The sequence below is a fragment of the Rhizobium sp. R635 genome, assembly GCF_002211285.1.
GTDB lineage: Bacteria > Pseudomonadota > Alphaproteobacteria > Rhizobiales > Rhizobiaceae > Rhizobium.
The window spans coordinates 287001-307536 of record NZ_LOKX01000012.1 but is presented as its reverse complement, the minus strand read 5'-3'; the positions used below and the strand labels follow the sequence as shown (position 1 = coordinate 307536).

The following is a 20536-nucleotide window of genomic DNA, read 5'->3' as shown; positions in this document are numbered from 1 at the left end:
GAACGTCGCCGACTAAGTCAGGTTCGCCCAGCAAGCCAACTGACTTGTCGATGATTTGCCAGATGCTCGGGAAGCATCGGGAGGAGATTACATGCTACTGAATGGGAAGACCGCGGTCATTTCGGGCGCGGCGAGCAGACGCGGCATCGGTCGTGCCACCGCACAGCTTTTCGCCGAGCACGGCGCCCGCGTCGCGATCCTTGATATAGACACGGATGCCGCCGCAGAAGCCGCTGCGGCCTTGCCAACCGTCAACACCGGGGCGCACATCGGCCTCCGCTGCGACGTCGCCGCTAAGGACTCCTGCACGAAGGCCGCCTCCGAGGTCATCGCATCTTTCGGTGCGGTCAACGCGCTGATCAACAACGCTGGTATTACGCAGCCCGTCACAACGTTGGACATCACCGATGCCGATTGGCAACGGATTATCGCCGTCAATATGACGGGCGTGCTGTTTCTCAGTCAGGCTTTCATACCCTATATGCGCGACAACGGCGGCGGATCGATTGCCTGCATGTCTTCAGTCTCGGCGCAGCGTGGCGGTGGGATCTTCGGCGGCCCCCATTATTCCGCCGCGAAGGCAGGCGTTCTGGGCCTCGCCAAGGCAATGGCCCGCGAATTCGGGCCGGCGGGAATCCGCGTCAACTCGGTAACGCCCGGTTTGATCCAGACGGATATCACCGGCGGCAAACTCACCGACCAGATGCGTGCCGACATCATCAAGGGCATTCCGTTGAGCCGGCTCGGGGAGGCGACCGACGTCGCCAACATCTACCTGTTCCTTGCATCGGACCTGTCGGCCTACGTCACCGGTGCGGTGATCGACGTCAACGGCGGCATGCTCATTCACTGAGACCCGCCGCCAACCGACCAGGGGACACCCACATGACTCAGATTGGACACAACATCAGCCTGGCCGAGCGGGCCCGCCGCATCCGACGTCATGCGCTGCGCATGGGTGAAGTTCAGGGGCAGGGCTATATCGCGCAGGCGCTCGGGGTCGCCGACGTGCTCGCGGTCTCATATTTCCATGCCACGAATTACCGGCCGGAGGATCCGGAATGGGAGGGACGCGACAGGTTCCTGTTGTCGATTGGTCACTACGCCATCGCGCTCTATGCAGCGCTGATCGAGGCCAAGATCGTTCCCGAGGACGAACTGGAGACCTATGGCACCGACGACAGCCGTCTCCCGATGTCGGGCATGTCCGCCTACACGCCGGGCATGGAGATCACCGGAGGATCTCTCGGGCATGGTCTTGGCATTGCCGTCGGGATGGCTCTCGCTCTGAAGCGAAAGAAGTCGTCATCCTTCGTCTATAACCTGTTTTCCGACGGTGAACTTGACGAAGGCTCGACATGGGAAGCGGCGATGTCGGCCGGATCGTACAAGCTCGACAACCTGATAGGGATTGTCGACGTCAATCAGATGCAAGCCGACGGTCCGTCGATCGGCGTGCTCAATTTCGAACCGCTGGGCCCCAAATTCGAAGCCTTCGGCTGGTTCGTTCAACGGGTGGACGGGAACGACATCAATGCGCTCGTGAAGGCATTCGACGCCGCTCGCAGCCACACGGATGAGAAGCCTCGCATCATCATCTGCGACACGAAGATGGCGAAGGGGGTGCCCTTCCTTGAGGCGCGCGATCGAAACCACTTCCTGCGGGTGGAACCTCACGAATGGGCGGAAGCCCTCAGGATCATCGATGGGGGAGTGGAAGCATGAGGCGTTCGAAATACATTCGGCCGGCGCATCTCGAAAACGGCAGCGACAAGCCCCGCCTGACGACGTCGGCGATGATCGCATCGATAGCCGGACCCGATCAGCCGACGAGACCGGCACCCTTCGGCAACGCACTTGCCGCTCTGGCGCGGAAGGATGAGCGCGTCGTCGGTATGTCCGCCGACTTGGCAAAATATACCGACCTGCACGTTTTCCGCGCGGTGCATCCCGACCGCTTCTACCAAATGGGCATGGCCGAACAGCTATTGATGATGTCGGCGGCTGGAATGGCGCGCGAAGGCTTTCAGCCGTGGGTGACGACTTACGCCGTCTTCGCCTCCCGACGAGCCTACGACTTCATCTGCTTGGCGATTGCCGAGGAGATGCTGGACGTGAAGATCGTGTGCGCGCTTCCGGGTCTGACGACAGGTTATGGTCCGAGCCACCAGGCGACCGAAGATCTCGCAATGTTCCGAGGGATGCCGAACCTGACGATCCTCGACCCCTGCGACGCAAGCGAAATCGAACAGGCCGTTCCGGCGATCGCCGCCCATAAGGGTCCGGTCTACATGCGCCTTCTGCGCGGCAACGTTCCACTGGTTCTGGAGGAATACGGCTACAAGTTCGAGCTCGGCAAGGCGAAGCTGCTACGCGATGGCCGGGATACGCTCATTATCTCGTCGGGGCTGATGACGATGCGCGCGCTCGAGGCTGCCAAGCAGCTTCAAAACGACGGCGTCGACGCAGCGGTACTGCACGTTCCAACAATCAAACCTCTCGACGAGCCCACGATCATCGCCGAATGCGGGAAGAGCGGGCGCCTTGTGGTCGTAGCGGAAAACCACACTGTCATCGGCGGACTCGGTGAGGCAGTCGCCGGAACGCTGTTGCGTGCCGGCGTCGCACCGCCGGCCTTTCGGCAGATCGGCCTGCCCGACCAGTTCCTGGAGGCGGGCGCCTTGCCGACGCTCCATGACCAATACGGCCTGTCGACCTTCAAGGTGACGGAAGCGGTCAAGGCATGGCTCTCGACCTGACGCCGTCGGCCGGTTGAGGAGATGCCGGCCGTTTAAACAAGCTTGTGATGGAGGATGAAATGAGCTTGCAGATCAATCGAAGATTTTTCCTGGCGACCGCCGCTGCTGCGCTCGCGGCCCCGGCAATCGTGCTTTCAAGCCGATCCGCCAGCGCTGCCGCCACGACCCTCACCCTTGGCCATGGCGCCGCTCCCGGCAATCCCAGAACCGTGGCCGCGGATAAGTTCGCGGAACTCGTCAAGCAGAAGACCGAGGGCCGCATTCAGATCAATGTCGCGGGTGCCGAAACGCTTGGCAGCGACTCCGCGATGTTGACCAGTCTGCGGACAGGTGCGCTGGACTTCACCGCCAACAGCCAGGGCGCAACTTCGGCGATCGTTCCGGAACTGAGCGCGCTCGGCCTGCCGTTCCTGTTCGAGAATACAGACAAAGCCATGGCCGTCCTCAACGGACCGGTGGGTGCGGAACTTGACAAGCGCTTCGAAGCCGTCGGCGTCGTTCCGCTCGACTGGTGGGACAATGGCATCCGCCATCTTACCAACTCGAAGCGGAAGGTGGCGGCTCCGGTAGATCTGGTCGGCATGAAGATCCGAACACCTGCTGATCCGATGACCATCGACATCTTCCAGGCTTTGGGTGCAGGGACCGAACAAATCGCCTTCGGCGAACTCTACATCGCCTTGCAGCAGGGCGTTGTCGACGGGCAGGAGAATCCACTCGCCAATATCGAGAGTTCGAAGCTCCATGAAGTCAACAAGTACATCAGCCTGACCGCTCACAAGTGGGAATCCACCCCGTTCCTGATGTCGAAGATCGCTCTGGCCCGCTTGGGGTCTGATTTAGAGGCGGTTAGGGCCGCGGCAAAGGAGGCGGGTGCTCTGCAGCGGAAGCTCTCGAGCGAGAAGGCCGCGCAGGTGCTGGAGAACTTCAAGAAGAACTCTGCGGTCGAGGTCGTCGAAGTCGATCACGATGCTTTCGTCAAGGCGACCGCTTCCGTCGCAGACAATTGGAAGAAGAAGCCGTTCGGCGATTTCGTCGCGAAGGTGGAAGCTGCCGCGAGGGGCTGAGGCCTTTACGACCTGGAGGTGCCTCATGAGCAGGTTCTATTCGGCCGTCGAGCTGGTCGCCGGCACTATCGTTATCTTAGCGAGATCGGTCATCATCGTCAGCGGTATCGCGCTGACGGCGGTCACCACGGCCAATGTCATCGCTCGATATGTTTCGGCGAGCGGCGGGCTGTCGTTCGCCCAGGAATTGCCGATGCTGATGTTTCCATGGTTCATCATCGCCGGGATCATCATTGCAGCGCATGCAGGCGGGCACATGGCCGTCGAATGGATCTACGAAAAGCTCGACGGCAGTGCTCGGACGATGGCCCTCATCGTGGCGAACGCGATCAGCGTCGCCGCATTTCTGGTGCTGGCATATCAGGCGACCGTGGTGGCCGAGATCGCCGGGGCTGAACATAGCCCCGTTCTGCAGCTTCCGAACAGCATCGGCTATTACTCGCTGTCGATCGGCGCGGTGCTCGTGTCCATCGTTACCATCGCCGCGACCGTCCGCGTTCTCCGCCTCGGCTGGGATCACCGCCTCGAAATCAAGCCCGAGGAGATAGCGCTATGACACTCGTGATGATCGTTTCCTTCTGCGTCCTCATGGTTCTCGCCGTTCCCGTCGGCTATGGGCTGATCATCGCAGCGGGGCTTGGAGTCCTGTTCAACGGTTACGTCCCGCTCTCGGTGGTCGCCCAGCAGGTCTACGACCAGACCCAATCCTTCCCGATGCTGGCGCTCCCGTTCTTCATGCTTGCCGGCACGCTGATGCTTGGCGGTGAACTGGGGCGTCAGCTCCTGGAGCTCGCCTCTCGCGCGATGCAACGGTGGCGGGGCGGACCCTTGTCGACCACGGTCGTATCCTCCGTCGTCTTTGGCGGCGTATCCGGCTCGGCTGTGGCGAATGCGAGCGCGCTCGGCTCCGTTCTCATCCCCTGGCAGAAGAAGCACGGGTTTCCGCCGGCGCTCTGCGCCGCCAACAATGCGACCTCTGCTGTCATCGACGTCCTCATCCCGCCGTCGATCCCGATGATCCTCTACGCTCTGATCAGCGGCGTCAGCGTAGGCGACCTGTTCATCTCCGGCATTGTTCCCGGGCTGATCATGGCGGCGAGCTTCGTGTTCGTCTGCTGGTATGTCTCCGTGAGGCGGGGGTATGCCGTCGAAGCCGTGAAGGTCCGCAAGCGGGAGCTGGCGCGACTGGCACTGCAGAGTTTCCCGGCAATCCTGCTGCCGATCCTGATCATCGTCTTTTTGCGATCCGGCCTGGCGACGCCGACAGAGGTCTCGGTCCTCTCGGTCGTTTACTCGCTGCTGCTCAGCATCCTCTTCTACCGTGATCTGACCTGGAAACGCTTCTGCGATAACATGGTGGAAGCGGGCGTCGCGACGGGCGTGGTCATGCTGGTGATCATGGGAAGCGCTGCGGTCGGCTGGGTTCTGACATTCGATCAGGCTCCGCAGCACATGGCCGAGTGGGTCTCGACGCACATCTCCAGCCCGATCGTCATCATTCTCATGATGAACCTGATCATGCTGGTCGTCGGCATGCCGCTCGACATGCCGCCGGCGATCCTCCTGCTCGGACCAATCTTCGTTCCTCTGGCCGATTCCATCGGTCTCGATCGGGTCCAACTCGGCCTGATGATGGTGATTAATCTGGGGATTGGTCTCTATACGCCGCCAATCGGGACGACGCTGTTCATCTCATCGTCCATCGCAAAAGCGCCTTTGGGAACGACGACCAACGAACTCTGGCCGTTTTTCGGCATGGCCATGCTCCTCCTGCTGGCGGTCAGCTTTGTACCTGCCCTGACAATCTACTGAGGAGCGTTCAATGAGCGAAACGTCAAAGAACGTCATCACCGTCCGAGGACTTACAAAGTCCTACGGTGCGACCTCGGTCCTCAAAGGCGTCAACTTTTCCGTTGCGCGGGGGGAGGTTCATGCGCTGCTCGGCGGCAATGGCGCCGGCAAGTCGACGATGATCAAGATCATCACCGGCGCGGCCTCGCGCAACGATGGAGAGATTCACTTCTTCGACAGCGGGGGCAGCAAACGCAGCGAGGCCGAGGGCAGGGCGAAGGTCGCGGTCGTGCACCAGGAACTTGCGCTGCTGCCGCATCTGACTGTCGCCGAAAATATTGCCCTGCCGCATCACAGGAGAGGCGCGGCCTTGTTTCGGCGTGCGGCCGCGGCGGCACAAGCCTACGACGCGCTGCGGATGATCGACCAGGACTTTGCCGCCAGGTCCTTGCACAGGCTGGTTGGGAGCCTCAGCCTCCACGAAGGTCAGATGGTTGAAATTGCCAGGGCTCTTTCGTCGGGTGCGGAATTGATCCTCCTCGACGAGCCGACTGCCAATCTCACAGCTCTTGAGACGGAGAGGCTATTTGCGGTCCTGCGGCGGCTTACTCGCGATACCGGTCTGTCGGTTGTGTTCGTCTCGCACCGAATGAAGGAGATCAGGCAAATTGCCAATGTCTGCACGATCATCCGCGACGGCCGCACGGTGGTCGATCGTCAGCCGATGGAAGAGCTGACGGACGCCGGCATCATCGAAAAGATGGGGCAGGTGGCATCTTCTCATGCACCGCTAGGGGCGCCGCGGGTCGCATACCGGTCGGACGCCTCCGCTTCGACGGACACCATCACACTCGAGGAGGCAGGTTTCAGTCTGGAACTGCAGCCAGGCACAGTGTTCGGCGTGGCTGGCGCACCGGCTGGACCGGCAGCTCTGATCGAAGGACTGACAGGCGCCGCCCGGAAGAAGCGATGGACGGTTGCGCGTGCGGGATGGCCGGACCGGCTCCAATCGCCGCGCAAAGCCGCCCGCCTGGGAGCGGGATATGTGACCGGCGATCGGGCACACAAGGGAATCCTCCACAGTCTTCCGATCATCGATAACGTCATGGCGTCCCGCCGCGTGACCAGAGGCGCGCTCCTCGCCGGGGGCTCAGAAGCGGCCGAATGCCTCGATCTGCTGAAGGCCTTGAAGGTGAAGGCCGCTTCGGTCTGGGATCTGCCGAGCACGCTGAGCGGTGGCACGCAGCAGAAGCTGCTGCTTGCCCGCTGGCTAGGCGTGCCCTCCCGGCTGCTGGTCCTCGAGGAACCGACCAGAGGCGTCGATATCGGAACCAAGCGTGAGATCTATCAGCTTATCAGACAAATGGCCGCTTCAGGCACGGTGATCGTCTGGTGGTCTACGGAAAATGTCGAACTGCTGGAAGTCTGCGACCGCGTCATCGCCTTCGACACCGAGGGACGGTGTGCCGGTGTGATGGACCGCGATGACTTCAGTGAAGAGAAACTTGTTACCTTGACTGGAATGGCCGCATGACTGGGACCCGGGCACACATCGCGCCGACTGAGGCGCCGGCAACACAAATCAGGCAGCGGGAAAGCCTCTTTAGCGCCTACAGGACCGAAATCGCGATCGCTTTGGCCATCGTGCTGCTGGCCCTTGCGGTCGGCTCGCAGGTTCCTCAGGCGCTCACCTGGGGCAACTTCGCCAATATCACACAGGCCGGTGCGCCTCTTATCATCATGTCGTTGGGCGTCCTGCTTGTCGTCATCACCGGCGGTATCGACCTATCCGTCGGCTCGGTCTTCTCATTGACCGGCATGGTGACGGCGCAGGCGATGGCAAATGGGTTTGGCGGCATCTCGGCAAGCCTGATCGGTCTCGGCGTCGGACTTCTTTTCGGATCCATCAATGGCTTCCTCGTCACGATCGCCGGTCTGGCGCCGTTCGTCGTGACGCTCATCACCTTTGCCGTTGCCGGCTCGCTGGCCTTCATCGTCACCAACGGGCGCTCGATGCCGATCGGCGATCCGGACTTCTGGCTCCTCAACAGCGGCAACCTGATACCGGGCGTTCCGAATTACATTCTCTTCTGCGTGATCCTCCTGATCGCGATCGAGCTCTTCCTGAAGAAGATGGTGGCGGGGCGCTGGTTTTATGCTGTCGGCAGCAGTTCGACGGCCGCCTATCTGCTCGGCATCCCGGTCAAGCGGACGAAATTCATGGCCTATGTCGCATCGTCGCTCCTTGCGTCGTTCTCCGGCCTCCTGACGATCTCCTACATTCTCAACGCCGAATCCACGGCGGGGTCGAGCCTGATGCTCCAGGCCATAGCGGCGGTCGTAATCGGTGGAGCCAGTCTGTTGGGCGGCACGGGCACTGCGGTCGGCGCGGTGCTGGGAGCTCTGATGATCACCGTCATCCAGAACGGCGTCAACCTCATCGGCATCAACAGCTTCTGGCAAGGGTCCGTCACAGGTGTCGCCATTCTCATTGCGGTGCTCATCGACCGCTTCAGCAAGTCGCGGCGAGGGGCCGTTTGACATCAACCCGGCATGTCGCCGGACAAGTAGAGGAGGAACGAAAATGAAAAAACTTAAACAGGGGCTCAGGCTCGCTGCGGGTGTCGCAATCGCAACCTTAGCGATTTCTGCGGCAGCGCAGGCGGAAGACAAGAAAACGGTTGCCTATCTAGCCCCATCGCTCGACATCTCGTACTGGCAGTGGGTCGGCTACGGCGTAAAGGAAAAGGCGAATGAACTCGGCATGGACTATGTCGAATACACGTCTGAAAACTCGCCGGCAAAACAAATGGACAATGCCCGCACCGCCGTGACCAAGGGCGTCGACGCCATCGTGATCGGCCCGGTGAGCTCCACGAGCACGCCACCGCTTCTCGCATATTTGAAATCGCAGAACATCCCGATCGCCTTCGCGGGCATCGGTCCGCAGCCCGGCCAGACCGACTACACGTCATCGGTAACGGCTAACAACTACGAGACCGGCAAGGCACAGGGGGAGTTCGTCTGCAAGCTCGCCAAGGACCGCGGTGGTAATCAGGTCGGGATGTTGTCGCTGCCGCAAGACCGCGAAAATGCGCAAAAATACCTGAAGGGAGCGGAAGAGGCGTTCAAGGCAAGCGGTTGCGAATTGGCGCAGATGCTGGAGACAAGGGGGCTTACCGTCAACGAAGCGGTCACGCAGGCCAATGACATGTTGACGGCCCATCCTGATCTCAAGGCCATTTACGGCATGTATGACGAGGCCGGGACCGGCGCCGCCAAAGTGCTGCAGACCCGCGGTCTCACCGGCAAGGTCGGCATTGCGGTTGCTGATGGCAGCCCGACGACGATCGCGCTTTTAAAGTCGAACGCAATCCAGGGCATCTTCTTCCAGGAAGCTGTCGGGCAGGGAATAGACGGCACGCAGCAGGTGTTCAACGCGCTCTCCGGTGCGCCGGTCAAAAAGGATCTCGCTCTCGTCATGCCGCTCGTAACCGCGGACAAGGTTGATACCCCGGAAGCAAAGGCCGTCATAGCGCGTGTGTTTCCGCCGGCTTACTAACTTGGAATCGGGCGCCGGCGATCATCTCCGGCGTCCCTCCCAAGCGTGATCATATACAAGGGCAGCAATCATGGACGACCTACCAATCATCGATCCCCATTTCCATTTGTGGGATCTCGACAACAACTACTATCCATGGCTGTCGGACGGCGTGAGACCGTCTGCTTTCGGCGACTACACCGCGATCAACAAAACTTACCTCATCGACGATTTTCTGGCGGACGCCAGGAATCAGAACCTGGTGAAGGCAGTGCATCTCGACGTCGGATACGATCCGAAGGACCCTGCCGGCGAGACGCGTTGGCTGCAAAGTATGGCCGACAAGCACGGCTTCCCTCATGGGATTGTCGGATACGCCGACTTGCGCAAGCGCGACGTCGGCGATCTCCTGGACGAGCACATGTCCTATGCGAACTTCCGCGGCATCCGACAGTCGATGAACTTTCATGACGATGTCGCGAAAACCTATCTGACCGAACCGGAAGTCAGTCGGACGCCGGACTGGCGCAAAGGCTTCAAGGAGCTGGCACGGCGGGGCCTCAGCTTCGACCTTCAGCTCTATTACTGGCAGATGGAAGAATTCCTCGAACTCGCCCGCGATTTTCCCGACGTGCAGATCATTCTCAATCACACCGGCATGCAGGTCGATGGCCCTAGCCATTTCGAAGGATGGCGAAAGGGAATGCGCATGCTAGCCCGGGCACCCAATGTCGCATGCAAAATCTCCGGTCTCGGCATGGGAGATTGGACGTGGACGGTGGATAGCATCAGGCCTTACGTGGAGGAGGCAATCGCGGCATTCGGCGTCGACAGATGCATGTTCGCTTCGAATTTCCCAGTAGACAAGCTGTTCGGCAGCTATGACAAGATTATGGACAGTTTCAAGTCCATCACCGCTAGCTATTCACACGACGAACGAATTGCGCTGTTCCACGACAACGCCGCAAGATTCTATCGGATATAGAAGTCTCGGCAGCCGCCGAAATGCGTAGGTTATCGCATCCCAGCGTCACTGCAGGACATCAATACCCTGCACTTCACTACTTACTGCTCTTGATCGGACGAATGGGCGCTTGCACGCCTCGGATATAGTCCCAGCCCTTTCAACGTAACCTCAGCTATCAACCACAACTCTTCTTCCGAGCGTATCACCTTCGACATCACGTTCAATCCGATCATCATGTTTTGAAGTGCAAGCGCCAAGCCCCGGAGGTTGGCCTCCGCGGGAATCTCGTTTTGGGCCTGAGCAGTTGCAAGCAACTCCTGAATCCGATCCACCGAGCCCGTGGCCAGACCTGCCAGCATTTGGCCCGGACCGGACGGCGATGGGCAAAGCTCGGAGATCGAATTGACAATAATGCAGCCGTGACCTTCCTGATCGCTGCTCCGGACCCGGCAGATATTTCGAACGACACCCTCGATCAGAGCAAGAACCTCCTCCTCGGCCCGACCATAAAGCGGCGCATCCGGAGCTGATGGGGCATAGCGACGGATGACTTCGGCGAACAGTTCCTCGCGTGACCCAAACGTATTGTAAAAACTGGATCGGGATATTCCCAAACGCTCCGACAACGCCTTCACGGAAGCTTGCTGGTAGCCTTCCGAGCGGATCGCCTCAGTCGCGATTTCGATTGCCTGATCACAGTCAAACTTCATCGGTCGTGCCATCCGAAAAATCCTCATTTTTTATTTTGGTCACATGTGGACAAAATTATTGTCCTTAGTTATGTTCATATGTGTTTAAAATTCCAATCTGTCTACAGGAGATCCGAATGCCAGCGCTTGTCATCGCTGAGGTCCGCCCCAGAGCGGCCGAGAAATTGGGAGAGTATTCAGCTGCGGCGGCGTCTACGATTGCGGCATTTGGCGGTGAATTCGTTCACCGGGGTAAATTCGTCGAAGCACTTTCCGGTTCGACGACAGGACATGGCCTCGGCATCATCCGTTTTCCGGACCTCCAAGCGGCAAAAGATTGGTTCATGTCACCTGAGTATCAGGCGATTGCGCCGCTACGGGAAGAGGCAGCCGACATGAGCTTTCGCCTGTACGAGGTTGCCGGATGATCCGCATGCTTGGAGTCCTTGATCATTTGGCGATCCGAAAGGCAGTTTGATGGCCGATGCTGGAACGTCATCAGCGCATTCAATACCCGCCGTCGTTCGTTTGGGCGAGATGCCGTTACCGACATTCGGGAAAACCAGGGCCCTAGCGTCTGCTGTCGCGGCAGCGCCTGTCCGTGCTGCCACGCAGCCCAAGGCGGTGCGAAATATCGTCTTAGTCCATGGCGCCTTCTCTGACGGGTCAACTTGGCAAGACATCATTCCGCTCCTCCAGTGCAGGGGCTACAACGTCACCGCTGTGCAAAATTCGCTGACTTCGCTGGCCGATGATGTCGCCGCGACCCGGCGCGTGCTGCTGCGTCAAGAAGGCAGCGTTCTGTTGGTTGGACATTCCTGGGCGGGCGCTGTGGTGACGGAGGCAGGCAATGCTGAGAACGTCAAGGGTCTGGTCTATCTGTCCGCTCTCGTTCCGGATGCTGGGGAATCCGTCTCGGAGATGTTACAGAAACAGAATGTGTCGATGGGAGCACTGGCACCGGATCACGAAGGCTTTGTCTGGCTGGATGATCCGAAGACTTACACGCATGTGATGGCTGATGATGTCCCAGCTTCCCGCATTGCTGTTCTGGCTGCAACCCAGCAACCAATTTCCGCTAAAGTCTTTTCAGAACCTATCACGACTGCCGCGTGGAGCACCAAACCAAGCTGGTACCTGGTGACGGAACGTGACAACGCGCTTCCCACCCATGTTCAGCAATGGCTCGCGCAGCATATTGGCGCCACCACAACAGCGATCAACTCAGGTCACATGTCTATGATATCGCATCCTGAGGCCGTCGCCGATCTCATTGCACGGGCCGCTCAACAGCTTTGAGTTATCCAGCAGAGCGGCGCGAGTCCGGCTAAAGACCAAAGCCGCCGCCAGCGACAAGCTCGATGTGCATTGGTCCACGATTTTGAGGAGTTCCGGTTGGCAGACGCGCTTTTTTCATTCGCAGCAGGCTCTGGGCGAACGTCACATCGCGTCAGGTTTAACGGCATTGCGAAATTGGCGCCGAGGAAGCCCATATGATTTTATCTTGTCTTGTTGGTGCCACAGCAAGCCCATTTTCATAATGAGCGGAAGTGAATACATGAACGTAAATAGATTGCAGATTAAGGGCGAGAACCACGGAACGGCGGTGATCGGCGATAGGAGCTTGACGCTGACTGCGAATGGAAGCACCGATTGGTTTCATCATCCTGCAGATAGCTTTCGCCGAAACGACGTACTTTCCCTGGCTACGGAAGTCGTTGAAGAGACATTTGCAGTCACTGCCCGGGTCTCCGTCGAGTTCGCGGCCCCCTACGACGCCGGCGCGCTTTTTGTGCAGGTCGATGAAGACAACTGGGCAAAGTTGGCGTTCGAATACTCGGCGGCCAAGAAGCCAACAATCGTAAGCGTCGTTACGAGGACGACCTCAGACGATTGTGACGGTCCGAATTACCTTGGAGAAGCTGTTTGGCTTCGTGTCTACTGCGATGGGGATGCGATCGCGTTTCATTTTTCCGAGGACGGCAAATTCTGGCAGTTTCTACGCTGGTTCGCCATTCCCGGTATTCGCAACCGCCCGATCAAAGTAGGCTTTGGCGTTCAATCGCCGACGGGGGAAGGCTCCAAGGCGCATTTCGAACAGATCGACATAAATTTTGAAAAGCTCGCCGACCTGCGGAACGGCACGTAAATTCGGGGGTAGCGCGCTTGTAGAAGTACAAGGTCCGGCTGAGCTTTAGGTATAGGGCCGTGTGCTCCGCGCCCAGAAAGCTCAAGATCACCCCGCCGGCCGATCCACGAATTGGCGCCGCTGTGCGAGGTTCGACAGCGTCAGAGAGGAGCCTGTGTCTCTGAAACTCGGCCGAAAAATGCGAGCGATCCCCGATCGTACTCCGTCACAATCACAGACCAATCCAGGCGGCGACTGTCGTTACGACGCGCGCTTTACGAGACAGGGATAAGCAATGAAACTTCCCACCGCGGACTTTTTGCACAGACTGGCCGACGCCGCCGATCGCGAGACAATCGCCCGATTCCGGCGAAAGCCTGAGACCTCGACCAAACCGAAAGAGGGATACCGTTTCGATCCTGTGACGGAAGCGGATCGAGAGGCCGAGTTGGCAATGCGAGCGTTAATCTCCGCCGAATTCCCTGATCACAGCATTGTAGGTGAGGAATACGGGATCACTGGAACAGGGGCCTGCCAGTGGGTCCTCGATCCGATCGACGGCACACGTCCTTACCTGCTTGGAATTCCGGTGTGGGGGACTTTGATCGGCTTTTGCGAGCAAGGACGAGCGACTGCCGGCATGATGAGTCAGCCGATCACCAGAGAGAGGTTTTGGGCTCATAACGGAGAGAGCTGGCTCAAGACCGACAACGCCACAGCCCGCCTGAGAACAAGTGCGTGCGCGCAGCTATCGGATGCCGTGTTGCATACCAACTCGCCTGAAGGAGTTCGCAGGAACCCTGACGTTCGATTTGATATTCTGGATGACACTGTCAAAATGACTCGGTACGGCGGCGAGTGTTACGCTTTCGCCATGTTGGCAGCGGGCCACATCGACATCTGCGTCGAATACAGCCTGCAGCCCTATGATATCGTTCCGTTGATCCCACTGATAGAGGCGGCGGGAGGCGTGGTAACGACATTTGACGGCTCGCGCCCCGAAAACGGCGGCCGCATCATCGCCTCCGCGAACAAGGATCTCCATGCAACTGCGATCAGTGTTTTGATGCATGGGCGGTGAGTCATAACCGCTTCTGCAGCGCAACGCATCAAGCAACGAGGTTGGTCGAAGCGCCACGGCGATGTCCGGATAGCCTTGATCGAAGCAAATGAGGAGACGGCGAGTGAGTGAGACAATTCAGCGCGATGCGAGGGCTGTGTTCCTACCAGCATTCGATACATTGGATTTCCATGACGTAATGGCTCCTTTCATTGAAGCCGGCGGCTGCTCGGTCCTGATTGGAGAAACCCGCTCCGAATACGTGGCAAGGCGAATGTCCGTAGAGCGCCTCGCCACGGAGAGTAAACAGGCAGTCATTGATGCCATCGATGGTTTGCGTCGCGGTCAAGCGGGGCTGATTGTTGCCGTTGATCAAGAGCTCGGTGGTATCAGGCGTCTTGAGGGGCTCACTCCACCTTTGCCCACGCTACGCGAGGCAATGCAATTGCCGGCAGATGAAATCGAAGGCAGTTGCTTCGAAACAGCGCGAGCGGCCAAGGAGTTGGGAATAACAATGTTTCTCGCGCCTATCGCGGACGTTGTGGTCGGAAAAAATCCGTGGCTTGAAGGTCGAACCCTTGGACCAGATAGGCGAGAGGTTGGACGTATCGTCTCTGCATTTATCAGAGGCATTCAGCGAGCGGGGATCACCGCGGTTACAAAACACTTTCCCGGGTTCATTGATCTGGCGAGCGATCCCGCTCTCGTCGATGTTTCGATGGTACGCAGCCTCGACGAAATCCTGGAAAATGCGTCACCATTCCGCGAAGCTGTGGGCGCCGGGACGATAGCCGTAATGGCTGGACCAGCCCCCGTTGCCGCCATAGACCCGAAGAACGCGGCCTGTACATCAGCCAAGGTCATCGAGCTCTTGCGCGGTGAATTCGGGTTCGGTGGCCTGATCGTCAGCGATGATCTCGACGCGCCTGCCACGATGCGCGCGCAATCGCTCATCGATACTGCCGTTGCAGCGCTCAACGCTGGTGTCGATCTGCTGCTGGTTGCCGGTGGTCCACATCTGCCTGAGCTCTGCGACGGTGTAGTCGACGCCGTCCGCCAGGGGCGACTGCCCGCAGAGCGGTTGACCGAGGCTGCTAACCGCGTACGGCATGCCGCGTCCCACAGCCCGGAATCTGCTCTGGCTGCCTGCCCACACCATACGGCGGATGAATAAGGAACGTAGCGTTCAATGCTGTTCGATGATGCCTGGCGGCGTCGGCCATGTTTCAGCGGCGGACGTGCCGATGGCGAGCAACGGCCATCCGCGTGACGCAGTTGTCAGGCCTAGAGCAGGGTTCGGGCTTCCTTTGCCACTGGATCGTCTCACGCATGCTGGTCGTGGCATGGGTGAACTGCTGGCATTGCAAAGACAGGCTTTGACAAGCCATCCAAGACGGCCACCGCGTCGCCGGACTGCAGGCGCGCAATCGGCGGGATCAGGAGCCGTGATTGTTGACTTCGATCCAATACCCATCGGGATCCTGGATGTAGACCTGTCGATACCCGTCGAACCGTTCGCCTACCCTGTTGATGTTTCCGGGCCAATCGTAATAGGCGATACTCCGGTTTTCCATGTCGGCGAGAAATGCTTCGAAATCCCTCACACGCAGGGCAAAGTGCGTATCCTTTCGAAGAGAAGTGGTGCTTGTGTCGCCTTCGCTCAGGTGAATCGTGTCAGTGCCGCCAATCTTGAGCCAGCGGATCTTCTCGTTGTTGGTTTCCTCAATGATCTCGAAGCCGAAGACGTCGTTATAGAATTTGATGCTGCGCGCAAGGTCTTCGACCAGGAGCGAAAAATGATCAATCCGATATTTCAGATCCATTGTAGAAAGTCCTCCGTCCTCAGAATGGGCGTACAGCCTCTTAAGCGTTGAATCGACTAAGGTAACTCAAGCTTCGTTTGGCAAATTCCAGTGGCTGTCTCGGGTTGTCGTGCTCAACCACAAGCAACCACGCACCACACTCGGTGGCGGCTTTCCAGAGCGACGGCCAAAGAATGGTACCGTCACCAACATCGGACCAACCGTCTTCATCCTCATGGGTCCCGACGGGTGCCTCGTCCTTGATGTGGGCAGATACGAGAATGCCCCGATATCTCTTCAACCAGTCCGCCGCGTTCATTCCAGCGCGGTTCATCCACGCAATGTCTGCCTGCCACTTCAGTGGGCTTCCTCGGGCAGTGTCGACCAAGACTTCGAAGCCAAAGCGCCCATCTACGAGGGGCAAAAAGTCCTGGCGCATATTGTGGTAGCCGAGTGTTATCCCGGCACCGTGCAACCTCTCGGCCAATCGGGCCAACTCCCATCCGATAAAGCGCCAGTCACTGACGCTGCCCTTCGGCGCATGAAATGCAACGCCGGGAACAAAGAGCTGCTTGATTTCGCAAAATTCACATACATCGATAAGTCGCGTGAGGTGATTTCGTAGTGCCGAATGGCTTACATGCGCGGACGGCGCAGCTACCTGATGATCCTCGAGTAAAGCCTTCAGAATGGTAGGCTCGTCCAAATGCTCTTCCAAAAGCTCGACCGCCTTAAAGCCGGCGCTCGCGGCCCCAAGCACCTGGTCTTGAAGAGACCCCAGTGATCTAAGCGAATACAGCTGTAGCGCTATAACGTTCTTCATCGTCTCCTCGACATTTTCCACGGGCGCATCCCACTGCTGCACTTTTCTACGACGCTCGAGCGCGTCAAAGGAGCTTCATTGACCTAGCCATGAACGCCAATCCGACAACAGCCACTGTCGAAAAGACTGCCGGCAGGAAAAATACATAGGGAAGACCGAGCAAGGCGATACCCAACCCGCCCGCTGCTCCGCCAAGTGCGCTGCTAAGCGCCGTAGAGCTCATGAATATGGCTGAGGCAGTTGCGACCGCTGTCGGGAGCAGTCGTTGGGCGGCGATAATTCCCAGGGCCGCGAATACGCCCCATACGCCGCCCATGAGGATCTGACCCGCGAACATGCCCATGACGCCGTTCCAGGTCGCAAAGCAGATGTTTGCAAAAACACCAAGTGCTGCGGCAATAGACATCAGCCAAAGCATACCTGTTCTTCGCGCGAGGAGAACACTAAACGGCATAATTAGCAGCTCGACGAGAGGCTGAATTCCGATTACGGCTCCGCGTGTCGCAGCGTCAAGACCAAGGCTTTCGTCCATGTACAACAGAAGGAAGCCATATTTGATCGACTCTCCCGCATAGACCAGGACGAACAGACCAGTAAAAGCAAGGAGGGGCAGCATCTTCCCCAGACTTGGCTGGCTACGCTGCTTTTCCGCCACTCCTGTCCTTTCGGAGGGCCGAGGTGTGGCCAGCGTGCCTAGAGGTGCTATTTGAACGAGGAAGCAGAGGGAGGTAAACCAAAGCATCTCACGAATTCCAAACTGCGCCGTTATCCACGTCCCCACGACGGGCCCGATGACCCACCCGGCTGTCAGCGCCATTCGGACCGTTGAAACGATGTCGTCACTCGCCAGCGTTGTTCTGCACTGAATGTCATCGTGGATAGCGGCGAAAAGTTGCGAGGCGGCCGCTCCGGAAAATGCCAAGACAAATGTATTGACGATAAAGGGCAGCCAGCTGCTGGTCGACAGCGCAATCCCCGCCCAACCGATGAAGCCCATGAGAGCACATAAGCGAAAAAGGCCAAGGCGGTCGCCAGTGCGATCAGAAAAGCTGCCGATTGCATAACCGGCTAACGGCGCCGCCAGGTTTGTCAGGTAAAACAGGCCGGCAGCCGCCATCGGCGTATCGAGTTCCTTCACAAGGAACAATACGATCTGCGGAGCTGCAGCGGATGTCCCGAGGCCCGATAGGAACATCGCGATTGCTGCGCCCAAATAAAGTGGCGACGACGCGACCTGTCTCAGTGTGGATTGTTTTTCGAGAGCTTCCAATTGCTGTATTTCCGATGAGCCAAGACGCAGTCAAGGCGGGACAAAACGAACTGAGAGAATTCAAATGTCCAAGCGCTGACGCAACAACCGACGCCTAACCACTTGGCAGTTTCAACGACTGCGAGCTCCGTCGAAACGTGACATATTCAATGTGACCTGTGCACAGAGGACGCTTTTGGGATATAGGCGACAGGCTCGCCATACCAGCCGCTGCTACGCTTATGCCAGTACGAGTGGTGGATGCGGCGGGTTTGCTCGCCGACAGCGCCGGAGCCGACCGTGGTTCCGTTCACCGAAGACACTGGAATGATTCCACCTGCCGTCGTCGTAAGGAAGATCTCTGTGGCCTTCAGAAGCCGCTCGAAGGAAATGCGCTCCTCGACGACCCCGACATTCAGCTCGCTGCAGAGCTCCATGACGCTCCTTCTTGTCATTCCGTCCAGCATGCCGGAGGAGGGGGTGCGCAGTGCCCCCTCAATTACCGCAAAGATATTGAATCCGGGTCCTTCGGTAATGTTGCCGTCGAGATCACTCAGAACCACTGTGTCGGCGCCGTTCTCATAAGCCTCAAACAAGCTCATTTCAAAGTCGAGCCAATGGTAATGCTTCACCAATGGATCGACGGACTGCGGCGGAACTCTGACGCGTCGGCTTATATGAAGCGCCATGCCCGTTTCCTGTTTTTCTGGACTGGCGACCCACATATACGGCATGCAGAACGCCTGAAAGCGGTTTAAGCAGAGGCGCAGGTCTCGGCTACCGATGGGGGGACGTCCCCGCGTCATGATGATTTGGACGTAAGCATCACGGAACCCGCATACGGCAACGAGCTCGTGGACCACTCTGAGGATATCGGCCCTTTCGACAGGAGCCGTATCCATCCGGAGACGCTGGATAGACCTTTGAAACCGGTCAAGGTGGTCACTTAATCGGAAGAAACTGCCGTCCCACACCGAAATCGTCTCCTGACATGCGTCAGAGCGCAGGAAGCCCCAATCCAAGAGGGGCACCTTCGCTTCCTCAATCGGTACGATTTTCCCATCGACATAGGCTGAGCCGTTCGCGTAGGCGGGATCTGTGCGGAAATCCGGCAAATTTGTCGTATGCGCAGGCCAAACAAGCTTGTTGCTCACGGTCGTGTTTCTCCCAGAGACTCCGGATCCTGGCTTCGTTGCCGTCTGTCAATTCCCAGGCGCGCCAGTCCAACCATTACTTCCGGGGCTTTCATGAATAAGCGCCATAGCAAACCCGTGCGATAGTTCTCGATCATCGCCACCATCGGTCCCTGGTTGATCGCAAGATGGCAATCCGAAACCCAATTTTCAGCTGGGGCAAAGGCGTCAGCAAAACCGAACGCTCCCCACAAACGTCCGTTTCCGTAAGAAAGAAATGCACGTGCCGCGGCTTCAGCCTGAGCGGGCAGAAATGGAAAGCTCGATAAGGCGGCGGTCGGCGCAAGAACGCCGACGTCATTCATCGGGCAGCTCACGAGGTAACCCCTGGGTCCGTCTGATGCGGTTAGACCCCACCCATAGACTCCGTACCCAATGTGCCCCTTTGGGTTTCGTCTGCAATGCTCATAGTTAATTCCCGAATGAGCGACGGCCTGATCCCAATAGTCGATATGTTCATCGAACAAGCCGCGAGGATCCAAGCCGCAGAACGAGTACTGAGAAAGGAAAAGCGGGCCGCCGTAGGGCGAGCCGGCGGGGAGGGTATGGCCATAATAGCTTTCGCCGTTGCGATAGGCTCCCTCGTTTTTCCATCCGAGATGGAAGACCTCTGGGTCAATAGAATGATCCTGCGAGCCTGCAGCAAGGACATAGGCAATAAGGCCTTCGTTCCATCCTGTGATCGGCACGTTGAGGGACCACTCATACTGCGGGCTCCAATGCCAGAACAGCGATGGTCGGGCTCCCGGACGGACGAAGCCGCTCCATTCAATCGCCGTTAAAATTCGATGTATTTGCTCTCGGATCTCGTCTTCGGCCGGCGATTTCTCGTCGAAATATTCTCGAGCGCATAAAAGCCCCTGGGCGAGTAGCGCTGTTTCAATGAGGTCGGCCCCATCGTCCAGTGGCACCAACGGGACGACCGTGAGATCGCTGGCTTTTACGAAGTGGGGAAACGCTCCGCGATATCTCGGCATCCCGGCCAGGGCGTCGAGTATTGCAAATACGCGTGAAGCGGCGTGGTGCCTCGCCACCCAGCCACGATCAGCCATCACTATTATCGACATCAGCCCGAAGCCAACCCCACCGAGGGAAACCAGATCCGATATTTTCTCACCTTTGGTTCCCCGCCTGTCATAGGGGAGACCGGTGGCCGTGTCGGCACCATCCCAGAAATATGCGGCATGCTGGCGTTGAATAGTGTCAAGGAGACTAGGAAGCGATAGGTGCTGGGGCCGAGGCGGATGACTCATGGACCGGGGTTGGCTCACGGCATCGTATGTTCCCAATAAAGAAATTACATCCGCCATTTCAGTTCGCGTCTTTTTATTGCGTACTCTGCAGCCAGTCTCAGCTGCGTGCGGGTTCGCAGGAAAAATGTGTTTCGAGGACGCGTCATCGGCGACACGCTTAGCGGTCATGAGAATCGCATCCGCAACCATGTTTTTGCACTTCGCAACGCGAACT

At 58.4% G+C, this 20536-nt stretch carries 21 protein-coding genes; 15 read left to right on the top strand and 6 right to left on the bottom strand.

Translation table 11 applies throughout. From position 1 onward, the window contains the following. Nucleotides 1–91: 91 nt before the first annotated feature. From ATY78_RS12175 to ATY78_RS12130, 10 genes are all read left to right on the top strand, one after another. Nucleotides 92–853, top strand: coding sequence for an SDR family oxidoreductase (locus ATY78_RS12175; RefSeq protein WP_088682570.1), 762 nt, complete (start codon nt 92–94; stop codon nt 851–853). Between the two features lie 32 nt (nt 854–885). Continuing rightward, a complete protein-coding gene (locus ATY78_RS12170) occupies nt 886–1725 on the top strand; it encodes a transketolase (RefSeq protein ID WP_088682569.1) in 840 nt (279 codons plus the stop codon). Further along, nucleotides 1722–2759 (top strand): transketolase family protein, encoded by a 1038-nt coding sequence (locus ATY78_RS12165; RefSeq protein ID WP_088682568.1) that lies wholly within the window; start codon nt 1722–1724, stop codon nt 2757–2759. Before ATY78_RS12170 ends, ATY78_RS12165 begins: the two co-directional genes overlap by 4 nt. Nucleotides 2760–2818: 59 nt before the next feature. Next, nucleotides 2819–3826 (top strand): TRAP transporter substrate-binding protein, encoded by a 1008-nt coding sequence (locus tag ATY78_RS12160; RefSeq protein WP_088682720.1) that lies wholly within the window; start codon nt 2819–2821, stop codon nt 3824–3826. A gap of 25 nt (nt 3827–3851) precedes the next feature. Continuing rightward, on the top strand, nt 3852–4382 hold the full coding sequence (locus tag ATY78_RS12155; RefSeq protein ID WP_088682567.1) for a TRAP transporter small permease subunit: 531 nt from the start codon (nt 3852–3854) through the stop codon (nt 4380–4382). Then, complete coding sequence (locus ATY78_RS12150; protein ID WP_088682566.1) at nt 4379–5638, top strand: TRAP transporter large permease subunit; 1260 nt, start codon at nt 4379–4381, stop codon at nt 5636–5638. Before ATY78_RS12155 ends, ATY78_RS12150 begins: the two co-directional genes overlap by 4 nt. Before the next feature lie 10 nt (nt 5639–5648). Beyond that, complete coding sequence (locus tag ATY78_RS12145; protein ID WP_088682565.1) at nt 5649–7151, top strand: sugar ABC transporter ATP-binding protein; 1503 nt, start codon at nt 5649–5651, stop codon at nt 7149–7151. Further along, the gene (locus tag ATY78_RS12140) at nt 7148–8158 is read left to right on the top strand and encodes an ABC transporter permease (protein WP_088682564.1); all 1011 of its coding nucleotides are present in this window, start codon (nt 7148–7150) and stop codon (nt 8156–8158) included. The genes ATY78_RS12145 and ATY78_RS12140 overlap by 4 nt, the downstream gene beginning before the upstream one ends. A 43-nt stretch (nt 8159–8201) precedes the next feature. Then, a complete protein-coding gene (locus tag ATY78_RS12135) occupies nt 8202–9179 on the top strand; it encodes a substrate-binding domain-containing protein (RefSeq protein ID WP_088682563.1) in 978 nt (325 codons plus the stop codon). 70 nt (nt 9180–9249) lie between these two features. Continuing rightward, a complete protein-coding gene (locus ATY78_RS12130; RefSeq protein ID WP_088682562.1) occupies nt 9250–10143 on the top strand; it encodes an amidohydrolase in 894 nt (297 codons plus the stop codon). 80 nt (nt 10144–10223) lie between these two features. Here the strand turns inward: ATY78_RS12130 and ATY78_RS12125 are convergent, their stop codons facing one another. Then, entirely contained in the window at nt 10224–10847 is a 624-nt protein-coding gene (locus tag ATY78_RS12125; RefSeq protein WP_190237447.1) for a TetR/AcrR family transcriptional regulator, read from the bottom strand. A gap of 104 nt (nt 10848–10951) precedes the next feature. Between ATY78_RS12125 and ATY78_RS12120 the strand changes: the two genes are divergently transcribed. From ATY78_RS12120 to ATY78_RS12100, 5 genes are all read left to right on the top strand, one after another. After that, nucleotides 10952–11242, top strand: a complete 291-nt coding sequence (locus ATY78_RS12120; protein WP_088682560.1) for a DUF1330 domain-containing protein — start codon at nt 10952–10954, stop codon at nt 11240–11242. A gap of 49 nt (nt 11243–11291) precedes the next feature. Further along, a complete protein-coding gene (locus ATY78_RS12115; protein ID WP_210191800.1) occupies nt 11292–12113 on the top strand; it encodes an alpha/beta hydrolase in 822 nt (273 codons plus the stop codon). Nucleotides 12114–12372: 259 nt separating this feature from the next. Then, complete coding sequence (locus tag ATY78_RS12110) at nt 12373–12963, top strand: DUF1349 domain-containing protein (protein ID WP_088682559.1); 591 nt, start codon at nt 12373–12375, stop codon at nt 12961–12963. A gap of 274 nt (nt 12964–13237) precedes the next feature. After that, the gene (hisN, locus tag ATY78_RS12105) at nt 13238–14023 is read left to right on the top strand and encodes a histidinol-phosphatase (protein ID WP_088682558.1); all 786 of its coding nucleotides are present in this window, start codon (nt 13238–13240) and stop codon (nt 14021–14023) included. Nucleotides 14024–14126: 103 nt separating this feature from the next. Beyond that, nucleotides 14127–15176, top strand: coding sequence for a glycoside hydrolase family 3 N-terminal domain-containing protein (locus ATY78_RS12100; RefSeq protein WP_190237446.1), 1050 nt, complete (start codon nt 14127–14129; stop codon nt 15174–15176). Nucleotides 15177–15438: 262 nt separating this feature from the next. On the opposite strand, the gene ATY78_RS12095 is transcribed toward ATY78_RS12100, so the two are convergent. From ATY78_RS12095 to ATY78_RS12075, 5 genes are all read right to left on the bottom strand, one after another. Then, entirely contained in the window at nt 15439–15825 is a 387-nt protein-coding gene (locus tag ATY78_RS12095; RefSeq protein ID WP_088682556.1) for a VOC family protein, read from the bottom strand. Nucleotides 15826–15865: 40 nt separating this feature from the next. Further along, complete coding sequence (locus tag ATY78_RS12090; RefSeq protein WP_245313564.1) at nt 15866–16648, bottom strand: sugar phosphate isomerase/epimerase; 783 nt, start codon at nt 16646–16648, stop codon at nt 15866–15868. 43 nt (nt 16649–16691) lie between these two features. Continuing rightward, the gene (locus ATY78_RS12085) at nt 16692–17897 is read right to left on the bottom strand and encodes an MFS transporter (protein ID WP_141105638.1); all 1206 of its coding nucleotides are present in this window, start codon (nt 17895–17897) and stop codon (nt 16692–16694) included. A 146-nt stretch (nt 17898–18043) separates the two neighbouring features. Next, nucleotides 18044–19030 carry an aminotransferase class IV gene (locus ATY78_RS12080; protein ID WP_088682553.1) on the bottom strand — a complete coding sequence of 329 codons (987 nt, stop codon included), beginning with the start codon at nt 19028–19030 and terminating at the stop codon, nt 18044–18046. Beyond that, nucleotides 19027–20490 (bottom strand): glucoamylase family protein, encoded by a 1464-nt coding sequence (locus ATY78_RS12075; RefSeq protein WP_348626691.1) that lies wholly within the window; start codon nt 20488–20490, stop codon nt 19027–19029. Before ATY78_RS12075 ends, ATY78_RS12080 begins: the two co-directional genes overlap by 4 nt. Nucleotides 20491–20536: the final 46 nt, after the last annotated feature.

What these genes read in the sequence shown, in the direction of transcription:
- ATY78_RS12175 (WP_088682570.1), top strand. Translation starts at nt 92, where the DNA reads ATGCTACTGAATGGGAAGACCGCGGTCATTTCGGGCGCGGCGAGCAGA.
- ATY78_RS12170 (WP_088682569.1), top strand. Translation starts at nt 886, where the DNA reads ATGACTCAGATTGGACACAACATCAGCCTGGCCGAGCGGGCCCGCCGC.
- ATY78_RS12165 (WP_088682568.1), top strand. Translation starts at nt 1,722, where the DNA reads ATGAGGCGTTCGAAATACATTCGGCCGGCGCATCTCGAAAACGGCAGC.
- ATY78_RS12160 (WP_088682720.1), top strand. Translation starts at nt 2,819, where the DNA reads ATGAGCTTGCAGATCAATCGAAGATTTTTCCTGGCGACCGCCGCTGCT.
- ATY78_RS12155 (WP_088682567.1), top strand. Translation starts at nt 3,852, where the DNA reads ATGAGCAGGTTCTATTCGGCCGTCGAGCTGGTCGCCGGCACTATCGTT.
- ATY78_RS12150 (WP_088682566.1), top strand. Translation starts at nt 4,379, where the DNA reads ATGACACTCGTGATGATCGTTTCCTTCTGCGTCCTCATGGTTCTCGCC.
- ATY78_RS12145 (WP_088682565.1), top strand. Translation starts at nt 5,649, where the DNA reads ATGAGCGAAACGTCAAAGAACGTCATCACCGTCCGAGGACTTACAAAG.
- ATY78_RS12140 (WP_088682564.1), top strand. Translation starts at nt 7,148, where the DNA reads ATGACTGGGACCCGGGCACACATCGCGCCGACTGAGGCGCCGGCAACA.
- ATY78_RS12135 (WP_088682563.1), top strand. Translation starts at nt 8,202, where the DNA reads ATGAAAAAACTTAAACAGGGGCTCAGGCTCGCTGCGGGTGTCGCAATC.
- ATY78_RS12130 (WP_088682562.1), top strand. Translation starts at nt 9,250, where the DNA reads ATGGACGACCTACCAATCATCGATCCCCATTTCCATTTGTGGGATCTC.
- ATY78_RS12125 (WP_190237447.1), bottom strand. Translation starts at nt 10,847, where the DNA reads ATGGCACGACCGATGAAGTTTGACTGTGATCAGGCAATCGAAATCGCG.
- ATY78_RS12120 (WP_088682560.1), top strand. Translation starts at nt 10,952, where the DNA reads ATGCCAGCGCTTGTCATCGCTGAGGTCCGCCCCAGAGCGGCCGAGAAA.
- ATY78_RS12115 (WP_210191800.1), top strand. Translation starts at nt 11,292, where the DNA reads ATGGCCGATGCTGGAACGTCATCAGCGCATTCAATACCCGCCGTCGTT.
- ATY78_RS12110 (WP_088682559.1), top strand. Translation starts at nt 12,373, where the DNA reads ATGAACGTAAATAGATTGCAGATTAAGGGCGAGAACCACGGAACGGCG.
- hisN (WP_088682558.1), top strand. Translation starts at nt 13,238, where the DNA reads ATGAAACTTCCCACCGCGGACTTTTTGCACAGACTGGCCGACGCCGCC.
- ATY78_RS12095 (WP_088682556.1), bottom strand. Translation starts at nt 15,825, where the DNA reads ATGGATCTGAAATATCGGATTGATCATTTTTCGCTCCTGGTCGAAGAC.
- ATY78_RS12075 (WP_348626691.1), bottom strand. Translation starts at nt 20,490, where the DNA reads ATGACCGCTAAGCGTGTCGCCGATGACGCGTCCTCGAAACACATTTTT.